This window comes from Nocardia asteroides (genome assembly GCA_019930625.1).
GTDB lineage: Bacteria > Actinomycetota > Actinomycetes > Mycobacteriales > Mycobacteriaceae > Nocardia > Nocardia sputi.
The window spans coordinates 4,139,998-4,163,180 of the sequence record CP082844.1 but is presented as its reverse complement, the minus strand read 5'-3'; the positions used below and the strand labels follow the sequence as shown (position 1 = coordinate 4,163,180).

General features: G+C 69.4%; 26 protein-coding genes. 12 read left to right on the top strand and 14 right to left on the bottom strand.

The window, feature by feature from the left end; genetic code table 11:
* Positions 1 to 8 precede the first annotated feature (8 nt).
* On the bottom strand, positions 9 to 1,445 hold the full coding sequence (locus K8O92_19200) for a TRAM domain-containing protein (protein ID UAK30084.1): 1,437 nt from the start codon (positions 1,443 to 1,445) through the stop codon (positions 9 to 11).
* Positions 1,446 to 1,464: 19 nt separating this feature from the next.
* On the bottom strand, positions 1,465 to 3,453 hold the full coding sequence (locus tag K8O92_19195; protein ID UAK30083.1) for an APC family permease: 1,989 nt from the start codon (positions 3,451 to 3,453) through the stop codon (positions 1,465 to 1,467).
* Between the two features lie 161 nt (positions 3,454 to 3,614).
* On the opposite strand from K8O92_19195, the gene K8O92_19190 reads away from it, so the two are divergent.
* Positions 3,615 to 4,280, top strand: coding sequence for a TrkA family potassium uptake protein (locus K8O92_19190; GenBank protein ID UAK30082.1), 666 nt, complete (start codon positions 3,615 to 3,617; stop codon positions 4,278 to 4,280).
* 2 nt (positions 4,281 to 4,282) lie between these two features.
* A complete protein-coding gene (locus tag K8O92_19185; GenBank protein UAK30081.1) occupies positions 4,283 to 4,954 on the top strand; it encodes a TrkA family potassium uptake protein in 672 nt (223 codons plus the stop codon).
* Positions 4,955 to 5,002: 48 nt separating this feature from the next.
* Here the strand turns inward: K8O92_19185 and K8O92_19180 are convergent, their stop codons facing one another.
* The 3 genes from K8O92_19180 to K8O92_19170 form a co-directional block, all read right to left on the bottom strand.
* A complete protein-coding gene (locus K8O92_19180; protein ID UAK30080.1) occupies positions 5,003 to 5,629 on the bottom strand; it encodes a sigma-70 family RNA polymerase sigma factor in 627 nt (208 codons plus the stop codon).
* A gap of 166 nt (positions 5,630 to 5,795) precedes the next feature.
* Positions 5,796 to 6,488 carry a DUF3159 domain-containing protein gene (locus tag K8O92_19175; GenBank protein UAK30079.1) on the bottom strand — a complete coding sequence of 231 codons (693 nt, stop codon included), beginning with the start codon at positions 6,486 to 6,488 and terminating at the stop codon, positions 5,796 to 5,798.
* 3 nt (positions 6,489 to 6,491) lie between these two features.
* On the bottom strand, positions 6,492 to 6,869 hold the full coding sequence (locus tag K8O92_19170; GenBank protein UAK30078.1) for an OB-fold nucleic acid binding domain-containing protein: 378 nt from the start codon (positions 6,867 to 6,869) through the stop codon (positions 6,492 to 6,494).
* A 132-nt stretch (positions 6,870 to 7,001) separates the two neighbouring features.
* Here K8O92_19170 and K8O92_19165 point away from each other — a divergent pair, with 132 nt between their 5' ends.
* On the top strand, positions 7,002 to 7,697 hold the full coding sequence (locus K8O92_19165; GenBank protein ID UAK30077.1) for an alpha/beta fold hydrolase: 696 nt from the start codon (positions 7,002 to 7,004) through the stop codon (positions 7,695 to 7,697).
* Between the two features lie 19 nt (positions 7,698 to 7,716).
* Here the strand turns inward: K8O92_19165 and K8O92_19160 are convergent, their stop codons facing one another.
* Both K8O92_19160 and dut read right to left on the bottom strand, forming a co-directional pair.
* Positions 7,717 to 8,616 (bottom strand): DUF3710 domain-containing protein, encoded by a 900-nt coding sequence (locus tag K8O92_19160; protein ID UAK30076.1) that lies wholly within the window; start codon positions 8,614 to 8,616, stop codon positions 7,717 to 7,719.
* A gap of 5 nt (positions 8,617 to 8,621) precedes the next feature.
* On the bottom strand, positions 8,622 to 9,122 hold the full coding sequence (dut, locus tag K8O92_19155) for a dUTP diphosphatase (protein ID UAK30075.1): 501 nt from the start codon (positions 9,120 to 9,122) through the stop codon (positions 8,622 to 8,624).
* Between the two features lie 91 nt (positions 9,123 to 9,213).
* On the opposite strand from dut, the gene K8O92_19150 reads away from it, so the two are divergent.
* Positions 9,214 to 9,687 (top strand): DUF3093 domain-containing protein, encoded by a 474-nt coding sequence (locus K8O92_19150; protein UAK35812.1) that lies wholly within the window; start codon positions 9,214 to 9,216, stop codon positions 9,685 to 9,687.
* 23 nt (positions 9,688 to 9,710) lie between these two features.
* On the opposite strand, the gene K8O92_19145 is transcribed toward K8O92_19150, so the two are convergent.
* Positions 9,711 to 10,013, bottom strand: coding sequence for a DUF4193 domain-containing protein (locus tag K8O92_19145; protein UAK30074.1), 303 nt, complete (start codon positions 10,011 to 10,013; stop codon positions 9,711 to 9,713).
* 376 nt (positions 10,014 to 10,389) lie between these two features.
* Here K8O92_19145 and cei point away from each other — a divergent pair, with 376 nt between their 5' ends.
* Positions 10,390 to 11,067, top strand: a complete 678-nt coding sequence (gene cei, locus K8O92_19140; GenBank protein UAK30073.1) for an envelope integrity protein Cei — start codon at positions 10,390 to 10,392, stop codon at positions 11,065 to 11,067.
* Between the two features lie 54 nt (positions 11,068 to 11,121).
* On the opposite strand, the gene K8O92_19135 is transcribed toward cei, so the two are convergent.
* Positions 11,122 to 12,054 carry an inositol monophosphatase gene (locus tag K8O92_19135; GenBank protein ID UAK30072.1) on the bottom strand — a complete coding sequence of 311 codons (933 nt, stop codon included), beginning with the start codon at positions 12,052 to 12,054 and terminating at the stop codon, positions 11,122 to 11,124.
* 166 nt (positions 12,055 to 12,220) lie between these two features.
* On the opposite strand from K8O92_19135, the gene K8O92_19130 reads away from it, so the two are divergent.
* Together K8O92_19130 and K8O92_19125 are read left to right on the top strand one after the other, a co-directional pair.
* Complete coding sequence (locus K8O92_19130; GenBank protein UAK30071.1) at positions 12,221 to 12,979, top strand: ROK family protein; 759 nt, start codon at positions 12,221 to 12,223, stop codon at positions 12,977 to 12,979.
* 193 nt (positions 12,980 to 13,172) lie between these two features.
* Complete coding sequence (locus tag K8O92_19125) at positions 13,173 to 14,543, top strand: RNA polymerase sigma factor (protein UAK30070.1); 1,371 nt, start codon at positions 13,173 to 13,175, stop codon at positions 14,541 to 14,543.
* Between the two features lie 202 nt (positions 14,544 to 14,745).
* Here K8O92_19125 and K8O92_19120 read toward each other — a convergent pair whose 3' ends face one another.
* Both K8O92_19120 and K8O92_19115 read right to left on the bottom strand, forming a co-directional pair.
* On the bottom strand, positions 14,746 to 15,930 hold the full coding sequence (locus K8O92_19120; protein ID UAK30069.1) for a cation:proton antiporter: 1,185 nt from the start codon (positions 15,928 to 15,930) through the stop codon (positions 14,746 to 14,748).
* A gap of 3 nt (positions 15,931 to 15,933) precedes the next feature.
* Positions 15,934 to 16,416, bottom strand: a complete 483-nt coding sequence (locus tag K8O92_19115; GenBank protein UAK30068.1) for a cation:proton antiporter regulatory subunit — start codon at positions 16,414 to 16,416, stop codon at positions 15,934 to 15,936.
* Positions 16,417 to 16,509: 93 nt separating this feature from the next.
* Between K8O92_19115 and K8O92_19110 the strand changes: the two genes are divergently transcribed.
* Both K8O92_19110 and K8O92_19105 read left to right on the top strand, forming a co-directional pair.
* On the top strand, positions 16,510 to 17,703 hold the full coding sequence (locus tag K8O92_19110) for a two-component sensor histidine kinase (protein ID UAK30067.1): 1,194 nt from the start codon (positions 16,510 to 16,512) through the stop codon (positions 17,701 to 17,703).
* Positions 17,700 to 18,344, top strand: coding sequence for a response regulator transcription factor (locus K8O92_19105; protein UAK30066.1), 645 nt, complete (start codon positions 17,700 to 17,702; stop codon positions 18,342 to 18,344). The genes K8O92_19110 and K8O92_19105 overlap by 4 nt, the downstream gene beginning before the upstream one ends.
* A gap of 1 nt (position 18,345) precedes the next feature.
* On the opposite strand, the gene K8O92_19100 is transcribed toward K8O92_19105, so the two are convergent.
* The gene (locus tag K8O92_19100) at positions 18,346 to 18,705 is read right to left on the bottom strand and encodes a DUF952 domain-containing protein (GenBank protein UAK30065.1); all 360 of its coding nucleotides are present in this window, start codon (positions 18,703 to 18,705) and stop codon (positions 18,346 to 18,348) included.
* 276 nt (positions 18,706 to 18,981) lie between these two features.
* Here K8O92_19100 and K8O92_19095 point away from each other — a divergent pair, with 276 nt between their 5' ends.
* Positions 18,982 to 19,176 (top strand): hypothetical protein, encoded by a 195-nt coding sequence (locus tag K8O92_19095; protein UAK30064.1) that lies wholly within the window; start codon positions 18,982 to 18,984, stop codon positions 19,174 to 19,176.
* A 112-nt stretch (positions 19,177 to 19,288) separates the two neighbouring features.
* Here K8O92_19095 and K8O92_19090 read toward each other — a convergent pair whose 3' ends face one another.
* Positions 19,289 to 20,059: a TetR/AcrR family transcriptional regulator gene (locus K8O92_19090; GenBank protein ID UAK30063.1), complete on the bottom strand. Its 771-nt coding sequence runs from the start codon at positions 20,057 to 20,059 to the stop codon at positions 19,289 to 19,291.
* Between the two features lie 121 nt (positions 20,060 to 20,180).
* Between K8O92_19090 and K8O92_19085 the strand changes: the two genes are divergently transcribed.
* Positions 20,181 to 21,938, top strand: coding sequence for a DEAD/DEAH box helicase (locus K8O92_19085; protein UAK30062.1), 1,758 nt, complete (start codon positions 20,181 to 20,183; stop codon positions 21,936 to 21,938).
* On the top strand, positions 21,938 to 22,492 hold the full coding sequence (locus tag K8O92_19080; GenBank protein ID UAK30061.1) for a hypothetical protein: 555 nt from the start codon (positions 21,938 to 21,940) through the stop codon (positions 22,490 to 22,492). The genes K8O92_19085 and K8O92_19080 overlap by 1 nt, the downstream gene beginning before the upstream one ends.
* Before the next feature lie 108 nt (positions 22,493 to 22,600).
* Here the strand turns inward: K8O92_19080 and K8O92_19075 are convergent, their stop codons facing one another.
* On the bottom strand, positions 22,601 to 23,170 hold the full coding sequence (locus K8O92_19075) for a methyltransferase domain-containing protein (GenBank protein ID UAK30060.1): 570 nt from the start codon (positions 23,168 to 23,170) through the stop codon (positions 22,601 to 22,603).
* Positions 23,171 to 23,183: the final 13 nt, after the last annotated feature.

Below are 23,183 nucleotides of genomic sequence, written 5' to 3'. Positions count from 1 at the left end.
CCCTGCACTCACCGCCGCAGCAACGCAAGACATTCGACGTGATGCGTGGCGGGAAACGCGTCGAAGGCGCGCAGATCGGCGAGGCGGTAGCCCGCGGCCTGGTACAGGCCCAGATCGCGAGCGAACGAGGCGGGATCACACCCGACGTGGATGATGCGCGCAGGCCCGCTGGCGGTGACCGCGCCGACCACTTCCTTGCCCGCGCCCGCGCGCGGCGGGTCGAGCACGACGACATCCGGCGCGGCGGCGCCGACGTGCTCGAGCACCCAGCGCTCCACCCGCTGCGCCCGCAGCTCCACCCAGGGCAGATCACGCAACGCGGCGGACCCGTCGGCCACCGCGGGCCGCGCGGATTCCACCGCCAGCACCACCCCGGTCCGCCCGGTCTGCTCGCCCAGGCGCGCGGCGAAGACCCCCGCGCCGCTGTAGAGATCCCAGGCCCGCCCGCCCGGCCCGAGGTCCGACCACTGCGCGATCAGATCCGAATAGCGTTGCGCCGCACCGCGATGTGCCTGCCAGAAGCCCGTCGCCGCGACCTCCCACCGGCGACCAGCCACGTACTCGACCGCGCGGCCGCTTCCCTCGAACACCCACTCGTCACGCGCCGCGTGCGCCGCGGCACGTCGCGCGGACGCCTCGCGCCTGCCGTCGCGCCGGTTGTCCGCGCCGGCCCACGCTCCGCCGCCGCCACGCCGTCCCCCACGCTGATCGCGGCCGTGCGGCCGCTCACGCCGACCGCTTCCGGCGCGTTCACGCCGGTCCGGACCACCGGTCTCCGATCGCCGCCCACTCCCGCCGGGGCCGCGCCGATCCCCGCCCCGGCTGACCGGCTCGGCCTCGGCGGCGGGCGCCAGCTCGACGACGTGCCGGATCCCGTCACCGTCCACCGCGATGACCAAGTCCGCGCCCGGCGTCCACTGCCGGTCGGCGATTCCCTCCAGTGCCCCCGCGACCGGTTGCGGGCACCGCAGATCCGCGATCACGTCGGTGCTGCGATAACGATGTACTCCCGCGCGGCCGTGCGCGTCGACCGCGAGCCGTACCCGCGTACGCCATCCGCCGACCGCGTCCGGGGGTCCGATCGGCTCCACCAGCACTTCGCGCTCGATACCGGCCACCCGTCGCAACTGTTCGGCCACCACCGCGGCCTTCATCGTGCGCTGGGCCGTCGGCGTGGCGAACGAGAAATCGCAGCACCCCGCGCCACCGGGACCGGAGACCGGGCAGATGGCGGGCACCCGGTCCGGTGACGCCTCGAGCACCTCGACCGCGTCGGCCCGGCAGAACGAGCCGCCGCGATCCTCGGTGACCCGGACCCGCACCAGCTCACCGGGCAGTCCGTGCCGGACGAACACCACGCGTCCCTCGTGCCGCGCGACGCAGAAGCCGCCGTGCCCCGGCGGCCCGAGCCGCACCTCGAACGTCCTCGTCCGCCGATCGTTCATCGCGCATGCTCCGCGAGCGTCATGTCCGGTCCTCGTAGCCGCGCCGCCACGCACCGGCCGCGTTCACCACACCCGGCGCCTTGGCCCGAGCCGACGAACTCAGCTGCCACGGCACGCTGGTCACCATCACGCCCGGCTCGAACAGCAGCCTGCCCTTCAACCGCAGCGCGCTCTGGTTGTGCAGGATCTGTTCCCACCAGTGTCCGACCACGTACTCGGGGATGAACACGGTCACCACGTCGCGCGGGGCGTCCTTGCGCACCCGCTTCACATAGTCGAGGACCGGTTTGGTGATCTCGCGGTACGGCGACTCGATGACCTTGAGCGGCACCGTGATATCGCTTTTCTCCCATTCGCGCACCAGCGCCCTGGTGTCGGCATCGTCGACGTTCACCGTCACCGCCTCCAGCGTGTCGGGGCGGCTGGCGCGCGCGTAGGCCAGCGCGCGGCGGGTCGGCAGATGCAGCCGGGAGACCAGCACGATGGAGTGCGAGCGGCTGGGCAGCACGCCGTCCCACTCGTGCTCGTCCAGCTCACGCGCGACCGAATCGTAGTGCCTGCGAATCAGCTTCATCACGACGAAGATCGCGACCATGGTGAAGATGGCGATGTAGGCGCCCGCGAAGAACTTCGTGATCAGCACGATCACCAGTACCGCTCCGGTCGCGGAGAGACCGACCGCGTTGATCACCCGCGATCGCTTCATCCGCCCGCGTTGCGCCGGGTCGGTCTCGGTGCGCAGCAGGCGGGTCCAGTGGCGCAGCATGCCGGTCTGGCTGAGCACGAACGATACGAACACGCCGACGATGTACAGCTGGATCAGCTTGGTCACCTCGGCGCCGAACAGCACCACGAACGCGATGGCCGCGCCGGACAGGAACAGGATGCCGTTGCTGAACGCCAGCCGATCGCCTCTGGTGTGCAGCTGGCGCGGCAGGTAGCGGTCCTGCGCCAGGATCGAGCCGAGCACGGGGAACCCGTTGAACGCGGTGTTCGCGGCGAGCACGAGGATCAGCGCGGTCACCGTCGTGATGAAGAAGAATCCGAGCGGGAAACCGTGGAACACCGTCGCGGCGAGCTGTGCGACGAGCGTCTTCTGGCTGTAGTCGGGCGGCGCGCCGGTCAGGTCGGCGACGTTGTGCGCGTAGACGACTCCGATCTTCTGGGCGAGGATGATGATGCCCATCAGCAAGACGATCGCGATCGCGCCCAGCATCAGCAGGGTGGTGGCGGCGTTGCGCGATTTGGGTTTACGGAAGGCAGGCACCCCGTTACTGATCGCCTCCACACCGGTCAGCGCGGCGCAGCCGGAGGAGAACGAGCGCGCGATGAGGAAGGCGAACGCCAATCCGTAGAGGTGCTCGTGCTCGGCGATCAACCCGAAGTCGGCCGATTCGGCCCGCAACTCCTCGCCGAGCACGAAGATCTGGATCAGCCCCCAGCCGAGCATGACGAACATGCCGGCGATGAACGCGTAGGTCGGAATGGCGAACGCGGTGCCCGATTCCCGCACGCCGCGCAGATTGATCGCGGTCAGCACCGCGATGGCTACGACGGCGAACAGCACTTTGTGGGTGGCGACGAACGGAATGGCCGAGCCGATATTCGACGCGGCCGAAGAGATCGACACCGCGACGGTGAGTACGTAATCGACCAGCAGCGCGCTGCCGACGGTCAGCCCGGCGTTGGGGCCGAGGTTGGTGGTGGCCACCTCGTAGTCGCCGCCGCCGGAGGGGTAGGCGTGCACGTTCTGCCGGTAGCTGGCCACCACCACCGCCATGACGAAGGCGACCGCCAATCCGACCCACGGGGCGTACAGGTACGCCGCCACCCCGGCAGCCGAGAGGACGAGGAAGATCTCCTCGGGGGCGTAGGCGACCGACGACATGGCGTCCGAAGCGAACACCGGAAGCGCGATCCGCTTCGGCAGCAGTGTGTGGCTGAGCGAGTCACTACGGAAAGGCCTGCCCAGCAGCACTCGCTTCGCTGCCGTCGTCAACTTGGACACTGGAGCGAGCATAGGCCCCCGCACGGTGGATCGCGCGCGTGGCTCGCAGGTTTGCTCGCGGGCTGGAGGGGGAACGTGGCCGGTGGAATCATTCGACGGGTAGCGTTCGACCGAACGGCAGATCAGACCGAACACCATGGTTTCAGGAACGAGGTTGCACGGTGTACGTAGTGGTCATGGGGTGCGGGCGGGTCGGCTCGTCACTGGCCCATGCCCTGGTCCGCGTAGGTCACGAGGTCACCGTGATCGATCGGGACCCCAGTTCCTTCCTACGCCTGGGATCCGACTTCCCCGGTGAGCGGGTGACAGGCGTCGGATTCGATCGAGATGTGCTGATAAAGGCGGGAATCGAGCGAGCCGAAGCGTTCGCGGCGGTCTCCTCCGGTGACAATTCGAACATCATCTCCGCCCGGGTCGCCCGAGAGATGTTCGGGGTGGAGCGGGTGGTCGCCCGCATCTACGACGCCAAGCGCGCGGCCGTCTACGAACGGCTCGGGATCCCGACCATCGCGACGGTCCCGTGGACCACCGACCGCTTCCTGCGCGCGCTCATCGGCGACACCGGCACCACCACCTGGCGGGACCCGACCGGAACGGTTGCTGTGACCCAGCTGACGCTGCACGAAGAGTGGTACGGCCGCACGGTGCGCGACCTCGAGCAGACCATCTCGGCCCGAGTGGCGTTCATCATCCGGTTCGGCCAGGCGCTGCTTCCCGACAGCAAGACCATCATCCAGGCCGACGACATCGTCTATGTGGCCGCCGCATCCGGCACCGTGGGCGAAGCCGTCGCCATGGCCACCAAGCCCCCAGCGAGCGAGGATTGAACATGAAAGTGGCCATCGCCGGAGCGGGCGCCGTAGGCCGTTCGATCGCCAGGGAGCTTCTGCGCGGCGGACACCGGGTCATGCTGTTGGAGCGTCAGCTCGAGCACATCGATGCGGTCGCGATCCCCGACGCGATCTGGGTGCACGCGGACGCGTGCGAACTCGCGCTACTGGAGCAGGCCGGGCTCGAGACCTACGAGGTGGTCATCGCGGCCACAGGTGACGACAAGGCGAACCTGGTGCACAGCCTGCTGGCCAAGACCGAGTTCGGGGTGCGGCGCGTGGTGGCGCGCGTGAACGACCCGCGCAACGAGTGGCTCTTCGACGGTTCCTGGGGTGTGGACGTCGCGGTATCCACGCCGCGGCTGCTGGCCTCCCTGGTCGAGGAGGCGGTGTCTGTCGGCGATCTGGTGCGCCTGATGACGCTGCGTCAGGGCCAGGCGAACCTGGTGGAGATGACACTGCCCGCGGACACCGCGCTGGCGGGCAAGCCGGTGCGCACGCTCACCCTGCCGCGCGACGCCGCCCTGGTGACCATCCTGCGTGGCGGGCGGGTGATCGTGCCGCAGCCGGACGACGCGCTGGAAGGCGACGACGAGCTGCTGTTCGTGACCTCGGTGGAGGCAGAGGAGGACCTCCGGGTGGAACTCGCCAATCACGGCATCAGGCCATAACTCCCCGTACACGGCCGGAGGCGTTGTCGGCGAAGCGCCGCCGCGGGACTACGCGGCCGGCTTCAGCTGCGCGCGCAGCTTGTTCAGCGCCCGGTGCTGCATCACCCGGACCACGCCCGGGCTGGTGCCGATGGCTTCGGCGGTCTGCGCCGCCGACCAGCCCAGCATGATGCGCATCACCAGCACGTCACGGTGCGCGGGCGCCAGCACTTTCATGAGCTCCCTTGTGGCGGTGCGCCGTTCGGAGGCCAGCGCCCACTCCTCCGGGCCGGCCGCGGATGATGCGCGGTCCGGGACGTCGGGCGTCGGGTAGGCGGGATGCTGCTGCGAGCGGCGGAACGCGTCGGCGACCTTGTTGGCCGCGATGCCGTAGACGAAGGCCAGGAACGACTTGCCCTGATCGCGGTAGCGCGGAATGGCGTTCACGGTGGCCAGCAGGATCTCCTGCACCACGTCGTCGGCGGTGACGTGCAGATGGGCCGTGTTGCCCAGGCGCGCACCACAGTAGCGGCGCACCAGCGGGTGCACGATCCGGATGATCTCGCTGATCGCTTGCCGGTCGCCCGCGGCCGCCGGGCCGATCAGCTTGTCCAACTCGGCCGATACCCGCCGGCTCTCCGAGAGAGCGGGATGGTGGTTCTTGGGCAGCGCCGCGGTGTTGTGCTCGGTAGCCACGTCCGAGTCCTTTCTTGCCGATCAGTGCGTGTTCTCGGTACGCATAGATCGTCTGATGAACGCGGAACGGCAACCAGGCACCCCAGGGTGGATTACCACCCACCTCGGCGGTGGGACTTACCCCACCCCTGTGGTTTTCGCCGGGCGGCGGCGCAGGGTTAACGGCTCAGGCCGAGCCGGTCGCGGCCGCCGTCTTGGTGGGCAAGTGACCGGCCCGGCGCACCGCCCAGATGGTGACGCCCAGCGCCACGGCGGTCAGCGGCCAGCCCATCGCGATGCGGGCGAACGCGAGCCAGCCGGTACGGTCGGTGTCGTAGAGCTGCGACTGCACCAGGTAGCGCGCGCCGAACACCACGATCCAGGTGGTGGTGGCCAGGTCGTAGAGTCGCACCGCGCGCGGATCGGACCGCCAGTCCGAGCCGTGGCCGTTGAGCACCCCCCAGATCACGCCGACCAACGGCCGACGAACCAGGATGGACACGAGGAACGCCCCGGCGTAGAGGAGGCTGGTGTAGATGCCGAAGAGGAAGAAACCTTTGGCCTCGCCCATCCGGTAGGCGATGAAAGCGCAGATGCCGACGCCGAAGAAGCCCGAGATGGCGGGCTGAATGGGATCGCGCCGCACCAGACGCCAGAGGAGGATGGCGGCGGCCACCCCGAGAGCCGACCAGATGGCGGCGGTCAGCCCGGCGACGCTGTTGACGGGTACGAACACGACAACGGGGAGCGTCGAGTAGATCAGGCCGCTGAAGCCGCCGAGTTGTTCGAGGAGGGTCTGCTCGGCACGTTCTTCCTCACGGTCGGGCACGGCGAGCCCGGTGCGGTCGTCCGATCCTGCGTTGTCGTCGCTCAATGGCATACGTCAGCTGTTCCCGCGCAATTCGTAGTAGGGGTTGAAGATCACTTTGCGGCCGTCCCGATCGCCCACCCGGCCACGGACGAGGATGCGCCGACCCGGCTCGATGCCGGGAATGCGCCTACGCCCGATCCAGACCAGCGTGATGGCGTCGGTGCCGTCGAAGAACTCCGCCTGGACGCTGGCGCCTGCGGACTTGGGACACGCTTCGACGCTGCGGAGCCTACCGAGCATGGTGGCCTCGTCACCGCGTCGGCACTCGGACGCGCGACACGCTCCCGAGGCCTCGGATGTCTCGGCCAGCTCTTCGGCATCCAGCTGATCGATGTCTTCGGTCAGCCTGCGGCCCAGACGGCGAAAATATCCTGAGGCTGCGGATGACATTGTGCACGCTCTCCTGCGTAGAGCAGATGGCGTGGGTTGCACACCATCGTGAGGGATCCGATCCGCACGACCTGTCGTGGCCGTACAACGCCACTGTAGATGGGCCGGGCGACCCCCGCTACGCTCGGACCGATGTTCGCCTCCCCACACCTCGCTCGCGTCGTGGCACTGCCCGGAACTGGGTCCGACGCCGCCTTCGCCAGGCGCGCCTTCGGGCCCGCCAGCGCTGCCCGCGGACTGGAATTCGTCGCGGTGGAACCGGACCCGCGCCGCGTGGTGGCGAGCTGCCGGGCCGCGCTGGACGCCGCGGCGGATTCGGCACCGGTGCTGGCGGCGGGGATCTCGCTCGGCGCCGCGATAGCACTGGAGTGGGCGGCCGAGCATCCGGATCGCGTCGTCGGGGTCGTGGCGGCGCTGCCCGCCTGGACCGGGAGCGACACCGCCGCCTGCCCGGCCGCGCTCAGCGCCGCGGCCACCGCGGCGCAACTGCGCGCCGACGGTCTGGCGACGGTGCTCGACCGCATGCGGTCGAGCAGTCCGCGGTGGCTGGCGGACGCGCTGACCCAGTCCTGGCGGGCCCAGTGGCCGGATCTTCCGCAGGCGCTGGAGGAGGCCGCGGACTACAAGTGGCCGGACGTCGAGCGGCTGGCCACCTTCGAGCCGCCGCTCGCGGTGGTCGCCGCGGTCGACGACCCGGTGCACCCGGCGGCGGTGGCCGAGGAGTGGGCGGCGGCGGCCCCGCACTCCCACCTGCACCGGATCACCCTGGAAGAACTCGGCGCCGACCCCGCGATACTGGGGCACGCGGGGCTCGGCGCCTTCGAGTGAGTTCGTCGGCTCGGCCGGCTCAGTTCAGGCCGAGCTGCTGCATGGCCGAGCCGTCCGCACCGCGTCGAGGTCCCTGCGACATTCGCGGCACCACCGGCTGCGCGCCGGTCTGCGCCGCCGCCTGCGCGGCCATCGCCTGCTGTTGAGCTTCCACCTGCTGCTGATGGGCCGCGGCCAGCTGCTCGGACAACTGCTGCGGCAGCACGACGGGCAGCGGCTCGCGCACGGGCAGCGGGTCCTCGCCACGCCGCACCACCGTCTCGCTCAAGATCGCGCGCGCCGCCTTCACCAGCGGACTGCCGTCGTCCGCAGCGCCCGAGGGGCCCGCCGCGACCAGCCGCACCATCCAGCGATAGCCGTCCACACCGATGAAACGCAGGTCGGCGCCCTCGGTCAGGGCCAGCAGTTCCCGGCCCCACGGGCCGTTCTCCACCGACACCCTGGCCCCGTCCTTGCGCAGCGAGTCGGCAAGATCCGCGGCGACCAGCCGCCATTGGCCGGAGGTCTTGGGCGCGGCGTAGGCCGCGACGGTGATCCGGCCGTGCTCGGTGGCCAGGTGCACCGCCTGCGGCTGCCCCTCCGGGGTCATCTCGACCTGCAGCTGACCGCCCGGCGGGACCGGCAACAGGACCGACCCGAGATCCAGCCGCTGCTCGGACACCGAATCCAGCAGTTCGGCGACCTCGTCGTAGTCGTAGGGGCCGGGTCGGCCGTGCGGCCGGTCGGCGTCGAGGTCGACGCCCTCGTACGAGCGCTCGTCGGTGGGGGCGTCGTCGTAGAAGTCGTCGTCGTAGTCGGACTCATAGTCGGACTCGTAGTCGGACTCGTAGTCGGACTCGGGCCCGTAGTCGGCGTAGTCCTCCGCCTCGTCGTATCGGTCGTCCGCGGCCCGGCTCGACTTCTTTCTCTTTCCGAACATTCCCGTCATGCCTCCTTGCCGGTCGTCCGGCCCGCCCCGTTCGTCTGCGCGGTCAGGCTCGCGTGGCCGCCGCTGGAGCCGTAGCCGCCCGCCCCCCTGGTCGTCTCGTCGAGCGAGTCGACCTCCACGAAATCCACCAGCTCCACTCGTTGCACCAGCAGTTGCGCGATCCGGTCGCCGCGACGCAACTCGATCGGCGTGCGCGGGTCGTGGTTGATCAGGCACACCTTGATCTCGCCCCGATACCCTGCGTCGATCGTGCCCGGGGTGTTGACCACCGACAGGCCGGCCTTGGCCGCCAGACCCGAGCGCGGATGGATCAAGCCGACCGTGCCGGCCGGTAGCGCGACGGCGACACCGGTGCCGACCAGCACCCGCTCGCCCGGCTCCAGGATGACGTCTTGCGTGGTGCACAGATCCACGCCCGCGTCGCCCGCATGGGCGCGCGTGGGCACAGGTATGCCGGGGTCCAGCCGCAGCAAGGGTATGGGTGAAAGTGCGCTCACGTTGGACGAGCCTACGCGTAGGCTGTTCGCCCTCGTGACTTAGTGTTGACTCGTGTCGGACCAGCCCAATCCCATGACCGCGGACGAGAAAATGCAGCAAGCGCACCTGTACCGGGAGCGTCTGTGGGTGCCGCTGTGGTGGTGGCCCGTGGCCTTCGCTCTCACCGGGTTGCTCGCGGCGGAGATCCACATGGGAGCCCCGGGATTACGGGCGTGGCTGCCCTACGTGCTGCTGTTCCCGGTGCCGGTCTGGGTGCTGCTGTGGCTGAGCAGACATCGCGTCGAAGTGGCGCCGGACGCGACCGGGACACCGGAGTTGCGCGCCGATCGCGCGCATCTGCCGGTGAATTTCGTGGCCCGCGCGGCCATCGTCGCCCCCACCGCGAAAAGCGCGGCGCTGGGTCGCCAGCTCGACCCCGCCGCCTATGTCCAGCATCGCCCCTGGGTGGGGCCGATGGTTTTGCTCGTGCTCGACGACCCGGACGATCCGACGCCGTACTGGCTGGTCAGTACGCGGCGGCCCGAACGGGTCCTTGCCGCGCTCGGCCTACCGAGCGCGGGCTGACACATTGTTCGATTTCGTCGAGATCAGGCGGCGCAATCCATGCAGATCATCTGGCCGCCCTTCTCACTGGCCAGCCTGCTCCGGTGATGGACCAGGAAACAGCTGGAACAGGTGAACTCGTCGGCCTGCTTCGGGATCACCCGAACCGTCAGCACTTCCTCGGACAGGTCGGCGCCGGGAAGCTCGAACGACTCCGCGGTATCGGATTCGTCGATATCCACGACGGCGGACTGTGCCTCGTTACGACGAGCCTTCAGCTCCTCCAGCGAATCCTCCGACACATCGTCGGTTTCGGTGCGCCTCGGTGCGTCATAGTCGGTTGCCATGTCGTCTTCCCCTCGTCCTAACTCCGTATATCCCGGACCGGTCCGCTCACACCCGATTCCTGCCGGAACCGCCGCGACGGAAGCCGCCCCGCCGGTGGTGCACGTCACACGTACACCGGTCGCCTATCAGGGCGGATCGTGCCGATCCACTCCCGATAGCGCTGGGTAAACGCAGGACATGCCCTTCTTGTTCCCGCGACCGACCACTGATTTCCGCACCGGCGATTCGATCTGGGCCGCCAGACAATAGCGGACGCCGGAGCAAAAGTCGCAATCAAAACACAGACGAGTCGAAATCGAGGGCCAATCGACACCGTTCGGGGAACGCACCGAGACCTTGCGCCGCGCCCTCGCCACATTTTCGTAGAGTGTGCTGGTGGTTTCACTGATCACCGAAGGCAGCGCGACGGATCCGCAAGGTCGTCCGTTCCTGCGCCGCCGCCCGCAGCCCTGGCTCATCATGCTCGGCGTTCTCGCTCTGATCAGCGGGATCGTCTGGATCAAAGCCCTCACGACGCACGACACCGACTACACCGCGATGGCGTGCAACTCACCGAGCCCGGCCTCGGATCCGGGTGCGCCCCAAGCGACTCCGCTCGGTCAGCGGGTCGGCGCGGGGCGACTGGAGGACGTGGAACCCGCACCGCTGTCAGCGAGCAAGGTGCGCGTGCTGAACGCCAACAACCAGCGCGGGCAGGCCGCGCACGTCGCCGCCAAGCTCGGCGACCTCGGCTTCGCCGGCGCGCCAGGAATGCAGTACGGCAACGATTCGGTATACGTCAACGGCGACCTGGAATGCGCCGGGCAGATCCGCTTCGGCGTCAACGGCCGACCGGCCGCCGCATCCGTGCAACTGGTCGCGCCGTGCGCCGAGCTGATCGAGGATCAGCGCGGCGACGACACGGTCGATCTGGTGCTCGGCTCGTTGTTCCGGGACATCCGGCCCAGCAACGACGCCGAGGAAGTGCTGCGTTCGCTCAAGAACCCCGCGCCGGGCAACTCCACATCCATCGATATCAAGCTGCTCGACGCCGCGCGGAACGCGCGCTGTTGATCAGCCGCGCGGAACGCGCGCTGTTGATCAGCCGCGCGGCACGCGCGTTGTTGATCAGCGGTCCGGAATCGGCTCGGTAGCGCCGACCCGGGCCAGCAGTTCCCCGAGTTCGTCGGCGATGCCGGGCGCGGCGGCCACCACCAGGTCGCCGTCGGTGCCCGGCGCCGTCGCGGGCGGCAACGTCAGCCGCGCGCCCGCCTCCGCGGCGATCAGCGCGCCTGCGCCCCAGTCCCAGGCGTTCAGTCCGTGCTCGTAATAGGCGTCCACCCGGCCCGCCGCGACATGGCACAGGTCCAGCGCCGCCGCGCCGAAACGACGGATGTCGCGCACGTGCGGCAGCACCTGCGCGACCAGTTCCGCCTGCCTGGTCCTGCGGTGCCTGCCGTAGGCGAATCCGGTGGCGACCAAAGCCATCGCGACCGATTCGACGGGCGTGCAGCTCAAGTGCTCCACCACGCCGTCGGCGTCGACCCGCAGCGCACCGAGGCCGAGCCCCGCGCTGTAGGTGGCCGCCCGCGCCACGTCCACCACGGCGCCCGCGACCGGTCGCCCGCCACGCAGCGCGGCCACCGACACGGCGTAGCCGGGGACGCCGTAGAGGAAGTTGACGGTGCCGTCGATCGGGTCCACCACCCAGTGGACGGTGTCGGCGCTCGCGTCATCGATGCTGCCGCCGCCCTCCTCGCCGAGGATCGGGTCGCCGGGGCGCTGTTCGGCGAGCAGTTTTCGGATCAGCTCTTCGGTCTCGGTGTCCACGATGGTCACCGGGTCGGTCTCGTGGCTCTTGGACTGTACGGCGCCTTCGGCGTGCGCGCCCGAAGGCCCGAACACCTCGGGACGGCGGGTGCGGACATGGGCGGCGGCCGTCTCGGCGATGTCGACCGCGATACGCCGCAGGTCGGCTTCGTCGCCACGCGCGACGATCGAGACGAACGAGTCGGAGGTGTAGTCGGACACTGACGATGTGGTTTCCGGCACGCCTTCCATCGCATCACATATCCTCGCCGAACGCCCAGCCTCGGGGTCGCATTACTCTTGTCGTGCACGACACAGCGCCGTCGTCGGGCATCCCATCGCAACGCCCGCCGTGGCGCCGTGGGCCCCGTGCAGCGCTGTCATCACATCGGCCAGCACAGGGAACGAGGGGTTAGTCATGTCCGCTCGGGGGCACGCATTCGGCATCGATATCGGCGGCAGCGGCGTCAAAGGCGGCGTGGTCGATCTGGCCACCGGCGAGTTGGTCCACGAGCGGATCAAGATCGCGACGCCGCACCCCGCGACACCGTTCGCCGTGGCGGAGGCGGTGGCCGAATTGGTCGCCAAGGCCGGGTGGAACGGTCCGGTGGGCCTCACACTGCCCGCCGTGGTGATCGGCGGTGTGGCACGCACCGCGGCCAACATCGACAAGTCCTGGATCGGCACCGACGCGCGCGCGCTGTTCTCCGCCGCCCTCGGCGGCCGGCCGGTCACCGTGCTCAACGACGCGGATGCCGCGGGCATGGCCGAGGACCGCTACGGCGCGGCCAGGAATTTCGCGGGACTGGTCATGCTGCTGACCTTCGGCACCGGCATCGGCTCCGCGTTGCTCTACCACGGCACGCTGGTGCCCAACACCGAGCTCGGCCACCTGGAGGTCGGGGGCATGGAGAGCGAGCACCGCGCGGCGGCCTCGGTGAAGGAACGCGACGACCTGACCTACGAACAGTGGGCAGCGCAGGTCAGCCTGGTCCTGACCACACTGGAGAACCTGTTCTTCCCCGTCGTCTTCGTCGCGGGCGGAGGCATCAGCAGGGACGCCGAGCACTGGATTCCGCTGCTCACGAACCAGACCCCGGTCATTCCGGCGCGCCTGCGCAACACCGCGGGCATCGTCGGCGCCGCCATGGCGATCGCGGGGGGTGTCGCCCCATGAGGCGCGCGGGTACCGCGAGGATGCCGTTCCCGGCATCGTGCCGTAGGTACCCTGGTTAGATCGTTACAATGGAACGTGCCCGGCTGAGCCGGAGAAACCCCGACCGGCGCTGCGCCGGTGAAACCCGACAGATCGCTCCGCCGGAACCCAACTCTGGCGTGACGCCGCACGAGACCGTCACGAAAGGGCGTACGTGGTAGCCACGAATACCCGTCAGACCGCCGAATCGGCCGATGCCGACTCCGCAGATGTAAACGCAGCACGGCCGGTCCGTAAAGCTGCCGCGAAGAAGGCTCCGGCGAAGAAGGCCGCCGCCAAGAAGGCGCCTGCCAAGAAAGCCGCGAAGGCGACCAAGGCTCCCGCGAAGAAGGCCGGCACCAAGAAGGCGGGTCCGGACGGCGAGCCCGGCGCCGACGAGGCGATCGAGGACGAGTCGCTCGATCTCGAGGATCTCGGCGATCTCGAGGTCTCCGAGGAGGACCTCACCGACGGCGACGACCTGGTCGACGTCGCCGAGGAGGCCGAGGCGCCCGAGGCCGAGTCCGACGAACCCACGGCGGCGGACAAGGCCTCCGGCGATTTCGTCTGGGACGAAGAGGAATCCGAGGCGCTGCGCCAGGCCCGCAAGGATGCCGAGCTCACCGCTTCCGCCGACTCGGTGCGCGCCTACCTCAAGCAGATCGGCAAGGTCGCGCTGCTCAACGCCGAGGAGGAGGTCGAACTCGCCAAGCGGATCGAGGCGGGCCTCTACGCCGCGGAGAAGGTGCGCGAGTTCACCGAACAGGGCGAGAAGCTGCCGGTCGCGATGCGCCGCGACTACAACTGGATCGTGCGGGACGGCAACCGCGCCAAGAACCACCTGCTCGAGGCCAACCTGCGTCTGGTCGTCTCGCTGGCCAAGCGCTACACCGGCCGTGGCATGGCGTTCCTCGACCTGATCCAGGAAGGCAACCTGGGTCTGATCCGCGCGGTGGAGAAGTTCGACTACACCAAGGGCTACAAGTTCTCCACGTACGCCACTTGGTGGATCCGGCAGGCCATCACCCGCGCCATGGCCGACCAGGCCCGCACCATCCGCATTCCGGTGCACATGGTGGAGGTCATCAACAAGCTCGGCCGCATCCAGCGCGAGCTGCTCCAGGACCTCGGCCGCGAGCCGACGCCGGAGGAGCTGGCCAAGGAAATGGACATCACGCCGGAGAAGGTGCTGGAGATCCAGCAGTACGCGCGTGAGCCCATCTCGCTGGACCAGACCATCGGTGACGAGGGCGACAGCCAGCTCGGTGACTTCATCGAGGACTCCGAGGCCGTGGTCGCGGTGGACGCCGTGAGCTTCACCCTGCTGCAGGATCAGCTGCAGTCGGTGCTGGAGACGCTGTCGGAGCGTGAGGCGGGCGTGGTCCGGCTGCGCTTCGGTCTCACCGACGGCCAGCCCCGCACCCTCGACGAGATCGGCCAGGTCTACGGGGTCACCCGCGAACGCATCCGCCAGATCGAGTCCAAGACCATGAGCAAGCTGCGCCACCCGAGCCGCTCCCAGGTCCTGCGCGACTACCTGGACTAGGTCGCACCGTCTCGACGCCCGCATTCGTCGTGCCGCTGGATCCTTCAGCGGCCGGCGAATGCGGGCGTCGCGCTTTCCAAGGATTGCCGTCGCCGCGGATGTCGGCAACTACGGCCTCTCCCGTGCCGATTCCGGGGCGCGGTACGACCGGCGCTGGGCGGAACGGACCGCCGCGCGGAGAGCCAACCCCACGCAGGACTGATCAGGAGATCACGGGCTCGGGGCGGCCACGGTGCTGCAGCAGCCCGACGACCGGCTCGATGACACGCGCCACGATCGGTCCCAGCACCGCCATCAGCAGCACGTAGGTCGAGGCCAGAGCGGTGAGCTGTCCGTCCATCGCGCCCGCGCTCACCGCCAGTCCCGCGATCACGATGGAGAATTCGCCGCGCGCCACCAGGGCCGCGCCCGCCCGGGCCCGGCCCATGGGTCGAATGCCCTCTCGCGCGGCAGCCCACCACCCCGTCGCCACCTTCGTCACGACACTGATCGCCGCCAGCGCGATCGCCCAGCCCAACACCGGCGGGATCGACCGCGGCTCGGTGCTCAACCCGAAGGCCACGAAGAAGATGGCCGCGAACAGGTCGCGCAGCGGTTCGAGCATCTTCGCCGCCGCGTGCGCGGTCGAGCCGGAGATCGCGATGCCCAGCAGGAAGGCCCCGACCGCCGCCGACACGCTCAGCGCGGAGGAGACACCGGCCACCAGCAGCGCCGCGCCGAGCAGCGTGAGCAGGAAGACCTCACGGTCGGCGCTGTCCACCACCGCCGACACGTAGCGTCCGTAGCGCAGCGCGACCACGAGAACCAGGGTGATGGTGACCAGTGCCAGCGCCAGGGCGCGCAGTCCGCTGATCCAGCTCAGCCCTGCCAGCACCGTGGTGAGAATGGGCAGGTAGACCGCCATCGCCAGATCCTCGAAGACGAGGATGGACAGGATCACCGGTGTCTCCCGGTTGCCCAGGCGGCCGAGGTCGTCGAGGACCTTCGCCACGATGCCCGAGGAAGAGATGTAGGTGACACCCGCCATCGTGATCACCCCGTTGACGCCCCAGCCCAGCATCACCGCCACCACGGCGCCGGGCGTGGCGTTGACCACGATGTCCACCAGGCCGGCCGGCCAGGAACGGCGCAGCCCGGTTACCAGCTCCGCCGCGGTGTACTCCAAGCCGAGCAGCAACAGCAGCAGCACGACCCCGATCTCACCGGCCACATGACCGAAGTCGTGCGCGGCCCCGAGCTCGATGAAGCCGCCCTGACCGAAGGCGACGCCACCGAGCAGGTACAGCGGAATGGGTGACATGCCGACCCGACCCGCGACACGGCCCAGCATGCCGAGAACGAAGAGAACCGCTCCGAGCTCGATCAGGGCGAGCGCGGTGTCCGTCACGGCTCAGCCGTGCGTCAATATCTTCGCGGCGGCATCCAAGCCCTCCGGAGTGCCGACGACCACGAGCAGGTCGCCCGCGGTGAAGGTGAAATCGGGACCGGGCGAGGGATGCAACTGCCCGGCTCGCATGACCGCGACGATGGAGACCTTCGTGCGGGTGCGCATCTCGGTCTCGCCGAGGGTGCGGCCGTCGTACGGGGAGTCGTCCCCGATCGGCAGCTGGCGCGTGGTGATCCCGGGCAGATCGCGATGGTCGTCGTTGAGCTTGGCGACCAGTTGCGGCGCGCCGAGCAGGTTCGCCAGGACCGCCGCTTCATCGGTGGTCAGCGGGATCTGCGCGGCACAGGCGTCGGGATCATCGAGTTTGGAGACGATCAGGTCGATATCACCGTCGCGGTGGGCGACCACGCCGATTCGGCGACCGGAACGCACTCCGAAGTCCTTCCGGACACCGATTCCGGGTAGTGCGGTGACGTCGACGTTCACGCTCTCCAGATTAACCGGATCACCGCGCCGATGAACGGATCGGTCATCACTTCGGCCGATGGCGCGTCGCGCCGGCTGTGTTGTGATGGAGCCGTGCGGCGGTGGTCGGAATTGCCCGAGCGGACCCGGGATGCGCTGGGCGCGGTGATCGCGTTCGCGGGCGGCGCAACGTTGTACCTGGCAGGCCTGTCCACGATGACCGACCGCGCCGGGCACGTCGCGTGGTGGGTCCGATTCGGTGTGCTGGCGGTGCTGTGCCTGGCGACGTTCTTCCGGCGGCGGACGCCGGTCACGGCGATGCTGTGCGGGCTGCTCCCGCTGGCGGTGGACATCCAGCTCGGCGCCACGGTGCCGGTATGGATCATCTACGCCGACCTGATCTATTCGGCGGTGTTGTATGCCGGGCGCCGCGCCGCACGGATCACCGCCATGTCCTGGTCGGCGCTCTCCGGGATCGTCGTCGTGCTGACTCTGGCCGCGACCCGCGACCCGCATTCGGTCGCGGTGGCGCTGGTGGCGGTCTTCAGCTTCGTCGCGGCGCCGATCTGGTGGGCGAGCTCGGTGCGCACGCACAAGGAGATCGCCGACGCCGAGCGCAGCCGCGCTCGAGCACTGACACTGGTCGCCGAACTCGACCGTCGCGCGGCGATCGCCGACGAGCGAACCACGATGGCGCGCGACCTGCACGACGTGATCGCCGGGCACCTGTCGGCCATCGCGCTGCACGCGGAGGCGGCGCTCGGCCTGCCTGCTCGCCACGACCCGGACCCAGCGGTGGCCGGGATCATGCGGTCCATCCGCGCCGACAGCCTCAGCGCGCTGGAGGAGATGCGCACCATGATCGGGCTGCTGCGCAGCGACGACGACGCGGCCGAGGCCGCCGCACCGCGCACACTCGCGCAGCTGTCGATCCTGGTGGACGCCGCACGCGCGGCGGGGATCTCGGTACGGGTGCGCGAATCACTCGACTGCGCCGAGCTGCCGAGCGCGGTCGACCAGGCCGCTTACCGCATCGTTCAGGAGGCTTTGACCAACGCGATGAAACACGCTCCTGGGCAACCGGTCTCGATCGATGTGCGAACCGAGGACCAGACGTTGCGAATATCCGTCCGAAACCCGACCGTGCCGTCGCGGACGCCCCGGTCCGCGGCGGAAGCCGGGCGTCGCGGCGTGGTGAACATGCGCGAGCGGGCCGCCGTACTCGGTGGAAGCCTGCGAGCCGGACCGGATTCCGGCGACTGGGAAGTCCTGGCCAGACTGCCGCTCGGTTCCGCAGGTGTCGCATGAGGATTCGGGTGGTGGTCGCCGACGACCATGCGGCGATCCGCGCGGGCCTGCGGATGATCCTGGATGCCGAGGACGATATCGAGGTGGTCGGCGAGGCCGCCGACGGTGATGTCGCGGTGGCCCAGGCCAAAGCGCTGCGCCCACAGGTGGTGCTGATGGACGTCCGGATGCCCGGGGTCGACGGGATCACCGCGACCGAGCGGATCACCGCGGACGGCCTGGCGAAGGTGCTCATTCTGACCACGTTCGACTTGGACGAGTACGTGTTCCGTACGCTGCGCGCGGGAGCGTCGGGGTTCGTGCTGAAATCCACGACCGCGCAGGCGCTGGTGGCGGCGGTGCGCGCCGTCGCGGCGGGTGACGGGGTGCTGGCTCCGGAAGTGACACGAGCGGTGATCTCGGCGTACGTCTCGAATCAGGCTGTGCCGCAGACCGCTCCCGACGGGCTCGACGAACTCACCGAGCGGGAACGCGAAGTGCTCGACTGTCTCGGCGACGGCCTGTCGAACGCGCAGATCGCGGGTCGGCTGTTCATCGGCGAGACCACCGTCAAAACGCACGTCTCGCGGGTGCTGACGAAACTCGGTGTGCGATCGCGGGTTCAAGCCGCCATCGTGGCGCGCGAGATCCGCGACCGATGAGTCAGGTCGCGAGCGGGGCGAACGTCCCGTCCGCGCCGGGCAGGTACTCCTCGACGTCCGTCACCGCGCTCACCGGCACAGGACCGTACAGGTGTGGGAAGAGCATTGCTTCCGGATCGGTCGGGACGCCCGGCTCCCACTTGATCGGCGAGCCGACGCGGCGGGTGTCGATGCACAGCAGCACCAGATCCCGCCGTCCCACGAACAAACGGTTCGCGGGCAGGTGCACCTGCTGCGGCGAGGAGAGGTGGATGAACCCTTCCTCGGCGAGCGAGGGCGGCCGGTACTCCCCCGTTTGCCGAGCGGAAAGCCATTCCACCGAAGCGCATAGGTGAACAAGAGTGTGAGTGTCATACGTCACGGGTAATCTCCCAGTGGACAACTGAATCGGTCGATCGAGGATGTGACGCAGTGCACATAGACGACAGGACCTGCGGCGTTCGCCCTTAGCGAAATCCCTGGTCGTGTTATCGAAAACACACTGATTCACGCGCGGGAACAAACTCCCCCGTCCTGAACGTCTGACAGAGTAGTCATACCCCTGCTGGGAAGTAGCGGTAGCGAGCTCGTGGTGAGTGACCACGGGCCCCACACCAGGTGAACGGTCGTCGGGACCGGGAGCCAGGACGGAGGAGTCATGCCAGGAACCCTGACAAGCACCCCACTGACCGCGGTCGATCGTTGCGACCGTTGCGGGGCGGCCGCCCGAGTGCGCGCCGTACTGCCCGCGGGTGGAGAGTTGCTCTTCTGCCAGCACCACGCGAACGAACACATGGATCGGCTGCGTGAGCTGGACGCCGTGATCGACACGGAGTCCGCTCCCGCGCTCTGACCTGCTCCTCGCGTCCTGACACAACAGCATCGGACAACAGAACACCGTTTCCGTCGGCAGCGGGTGACCTACCGGTCGCCCGCTGTCGGCGTGTGCGGGGACGGTCGGACGGTCAGCCCGCGGACACCGTGGCGAGGATGCCGTCCAGCAGTCTCGCCAGGCCGTATTCGAACGCGCCGTCCGGGTCGGCGGGGGCTTGGTACAGCTCGCCGACCGCCGCTCCGACGCGGGAGGAGAGCGGGAAGCGGCCCGGTGGCATGACCTCGGCCAGCAGGGGGCCGTGCACCTCCCACCAGCGTGCGTCGCTCATGCGCCCGGTCTCCCGGGCCGCGGCGACCGCCATGCGGGCGTTACCGGTGGCGAACTCCGACAGCACGGCGATCACCCGGTCCATCGCCACCTCCGACAATCCGAGCCCGTCTATCGCGGCGAGCTGCCGCTCGTAGCGACGCATTCGTCCCGGCCCGAGCACCAGCCGCCAGGGCGACACCTCGAGCAACCAGGGGTGCGCGGTGAGTTCCGCACGGACCTGACGGGCCACCGCGGCCAGGCGTTCGCGCGGCGGCAGATCGCCGGGAAGGGGTGCGTCCTCGTCGGCGACCGCGTCGACCATGAGGACCGTCAGCGCGTCCTTGCTCGGCACGTACGTGTAGAGGCTCATCGGCCGCAACCCCAACTCGGCGGCGACGGTGCGGATGGAGACCTTGTCGTAGCCCTCGCGATCGGCGAGCCCGACCGCCACGCCGACCACCGCGTCGACGCTGACCACCGGTTTCGGGCCGCGGCCGGACGGACGCGGCGGGAGGTCGTGCCGCCACAGCAGGCTCATCAGCTGCCGGGCCTGGTCGGGAGTGATCTCGTCGCTCACGGGCTCCTCGGGCATCTCGGACTCCTCGGAACAAATCCGGTACGGTGTACGTTGTCACCATACTCCGTACACCATACGTTGATTTTGGGGGTGCGTCCTGCCCAGCACACACGCCACTTACCTGCCGGATCGGCACATGTTCGCGCTCTGGAGCTGGGACGGCCACGGCACCGGCCCGGCCCCGCGCGGGCATGACGACCGGGAGACCCTCGCGCTGGCCGTCCCGGTCGCCGTCGACGGCGGTCTCGGCGTCGCCGACGTCGACGCCGCCTTGGTGGACCCCGAGACCTTCGCGGCCGCGACGGTGGATAACCCGGGCGAGTCGATCGCGGCCTGGCAGCGGGTGGTGCGCTGCGCCCTCGCCGGTGAGTTCTCCGGCACCGGCCCGGACGAGCTGCCCGTAGCCGCGCACGCCGTGCCGGACGCCTCCGGCACGGCGATCGTCTCGGCGCAACGCGCGCTCGATGTACTGCGCGACACCGAAGCGATCGCCGCGGACCTGCGGGCGACGCTGAAAGCACGGCTGCGGCCCTACCAGGCACGCGGAGTGGGCTGGCTGCGTGAGACCGTGGCCGCGCACGGCGGCGCGGTGCTCGCCGACGAGATGGGTCTCGGCAAGACCGTGCAGACCATCGGTTTCCTGCTCGACCGCGCCGAGGCGGGCCCGCAGCTGGTGGTGTGCCCGACCTCGCTGGTCGGCAACTGGGCGCACGAGATCGGCCGGTTCGCGCCGGGGCTGCGCGTGGTCGCGTGGCGCGGCGGCGACCTCGACGCCGATGCCGCGACGGTCGTCGTCACCGGCTATCCGACCTTGCGGCTGCACGGGCGGCTGTTGACGCACCTCAGCTGGGCGACGGCCGTCTTCGACGAGGCGCAGGCCCTGAAGAATCCCCGCACCCAAGTCGCGAAAGCCGCGCGAGCGATCGACGCGGCCGCGACCGTCGCGCTGACCGGCACGCCGGTGGAGAACCATCTCGACGAATTGTGGGCATTGCTGCACCTGGTGGCGCCCCGGTTGTTCGGGTACCGGACGCAGTTCCGGCGGCGCTTCGTGCGGCCGATCCACGAGGGTTCGGCGGCCGCCGCGGCACGGCTGCGCGACACCATCGAACCGGTCGTGCTGGCACGCAAGAAGAGCCAGGTCGCCGCCGCACTGCCCGCCAAGATCCACAGCGACCTGCTCTGTGACCTCACCGACGAACAAGAGCGGCTCTACGACCAACTGCTCGACAAAGCCGTCGACGACGGATTCGGGGCGGGCATCGAGCGCCACGGCCGCGTGCTCGCGGCGCTGACCGCCCTCAAACAGGTGTGCAACCATCCCGGGCTGATCACCGGCGAACTCGACGAGTTGGCCGGCCGCTCCGGAAAACTCGACCTGTGCACCGACATCATCGCCACCAATCTCGAAACAGGCAGTCCGACGATCGTTTTCACCCAGTACCGCCGGACCGGTGAACTGCTGGTACGCCATTTCGCCGAACAGTTCGGGGTGGCGGCGCCGTTCTTCCACGGTGGCTCGAGCCAGACCGAACGCGCCGAGATCGTCGCCGGGTTCCAAGCCGAGGACGGACCGCCGATCCTGGTGCTGAGCCTGCGCGCGGCGGGTACCGGACTCACACTGACCCGCGCCGCCGACGTCGTCCACTTCGACCGCTGGTGGAACCCCGCGGTGGAGGCACAGGCCTCCGACCGGGTCCACCGGATCGGCCAGACCCGCACGGTCACCGTCACCACCCTCACCTCGACCACCACCGTGGAGGAGCACATCGCGGGCATGCACGACCGCAAGGCGGCACTGCGCGACCTCGGCGACACGGCGGGCATCGCGGCACTGGCCGCGCTCGACGACGACCAGCTGATCGAGATCCTGCGCCGCAAGAGGGGAAACTGATGGCCGACAACGAATTCGGTTACACCGCGTGGGGCATGGACTGGGTGCGCCTGGCCGAACCGCTGCGCCAGACCCGGCCGGACCCGCTGCTGCCCCGCGCGCGCAGCATCGCCCGCAACAACGGCGTGCGGGCCACCGTCGAGGGACGGGTGGTGCGGGCCACCATCCACCGTGGCGGTCAGGCCTCGCTGACCCACGTGGAGGTGGCGGCGCTGTCCCGCGCGACGATCACCGCCATCGCCGGGATCGTGCCGGACCCCACAGTGCTGACCGACGACATGCACCGCGCGATCGGCGCGGCCGGGGTCTCGCTCGCGCCCGTCCTCGCCGGAACCGATTGTTCATGCACCGCGCGCTCGGCACGGTGCGTCCACGTGCTGGCGGTCTACTACGAGATGGCGCGGCAGATCGACGAGAATCCCCGGCTCGCCTTGGCGATCCAGGGTTATTTCGCCGCAGCGCCGCAGGATGCGGACGAGTCCGCACCGCAGGCGCGATGGACGCCCATCAGCGCCCTGGACCCCCAGCGGTTCTTCACGACGACTCCCGGCTGAGCGGTCGGCGGGGGAACGCTGGGGGGTCGGCGCGGGATTTCCGAGAGCAACTCGGTGCGACTACGTCTGCGTGCGACCGCGCCGTTCCAGCGTCTTACCCGGCGATACTCATTCCGGCCGTCGAGCCCGGAAGCGGAAACTCGAAGTGCCGGTGTCGATCCGCACGTCGGTGAAGCCGGCCCGGCGCAGCCGGTCGGCGGCCGTCTCCGGTGGCACGGGGAGGCAGGTGTCGCCCAGGTGTATGAGCCGGAATATCCGGCCGTCGAGCCCGTCGCTGCCCGCGAACACTCCGCCGGGGCGCAGTACCCGCAGGGCTTCGGCGAACAAAGCGTCCTGCCTGCCCGGCGTCGGCACGTGGTGCAACATCGTGAAGCAGACTACGGAGTCGAAACGTTCTGCGGGCAGGGGCATCTCGGCGCCGTCGCCGTCGATCACCGTCATCGCCTCGCCGTGCCGGTCACGCAGCCGGGCGGCCAGCGCCGGGTCGATCTCGACACCGGTGAGGGTCGAGGTCCGGGCCAGCAGCGCGGATACGTTGGCGCCGTAGCCAGGACCGATCTCCAGAGCCGCTGCGCCGAGGTCGATGCCGGACAGAGCCCACGGCACGATGCGCGTCGCGCTGGCCCGTTCCCACATCGATGAGCGGCACAGCAATCGGTGAAGTGTGTTCATCGCCATGCCTGTGACGTTA

Coding starts and splice junctions, on each gene's coding strand:
- K8O92_19130 (UAK30071.1), top strand. CDS start 12,221: ATGTCCGCTCGGGGGCACGCATTCGGCATCGATATCGGCGGCAGCGGC.
- K8O92_19080 (UAK30061.1), top strand. CDS start 21,938: ATGGCCGACAACGAATTCGGTTACACCGCGTGGGGCATGGACTGGGTG.
- K8O92_19175 (UAK30079.1), bottom strand. CDS start 6,488: ATGCCATTGAGCGACGACAACGCAGGATCGGACGACCGCACCGGGCTC.
- K8O92_19135 (UAK30072.1), bottom strand. CDS start 12,054: ATGGAAGGCGTGCCGGAAACCACATCGTCAGTGTCCGACTACACCTCC.
- K8O92_19150 (UAK35812.1), top strand. CDS start 9,214: ATGCAGCAAGCGCACCTGTACCGGGAGCGTCTGTGGGTGCCGCTGTGG.
- K8O92_19160 (UAK30076.1), bottom strand. CDS start 8,616: ATGTTCGGAAAGAGAAAGAAGTCGAGCCGGGCCGCGGACGACCGATAC.
- K8O92_19105 (UAK30066.1), top strand. CDS start 17,700: ATGAGGATTCGGGTGGTGGTCGCCGACGACCATGCGGCGATCCGCGCG.
- K8O92_19185 (UAK30081.1), top strand. CDS start 4,283: ATGAAAGTGGCCATCGCCGGAGCGGGCGCCGTAGGCCGTTCGATCGCC.
- K8O92_19145 (UAK30074.1), bottom strand. CDS start 10,013: ATGGCAACCGACTATGACGCACCGAGGCGCACCGAAACCGACGATGTG.
- K8O92_19170 (UAK30078.1), bottom strand. CDS start 6,869: ATGTCATCCGCAGCCTCAGGATATTTTCGCCGTCTGGGCCGCAGGCTG.
- K8O92_19200 (UAK30084.1), bottom strand. CDS start 1,445: ATGAACGATCGGCGGACGAGGACGTTCGAGGTGCGGCTCGGGCCGCCG.
- K8O92_19075 (UAK30060.1), bottom strand. CDS start 23,170: ATGGCGATGAACACACTTCACCGATTGCTGTGCCGCTCATCGATGTGG.
- K8O92_19085 (UAK30062.1), top strand. CDS start 20,181: ATGTTCGCGCTCTGGAGCTGGGACGGCCACGGCACCGGCCCGGCCCCG.
- K8O92_19095 (UAK30064.1), top strand. CDS start 18,982: ATGCCAGGAACCCTGACAAGCACCCCACTGACCGCGGTCGATCGTTGC.
- K8O92_19165 (UAK30077.1), top strand. CDS start 7,002: ATGTTCGCCTCCCCACACCTCGCTCGCGTCGTGGCACTGCCCGGAACT.
- K8O92_19090 (UAK30063.1), bottom strand. CDS start 20,059: ATGCCCGAGGAGCCCGTGAGCGACGAGATCACTCCCGACCAGGCCCGG.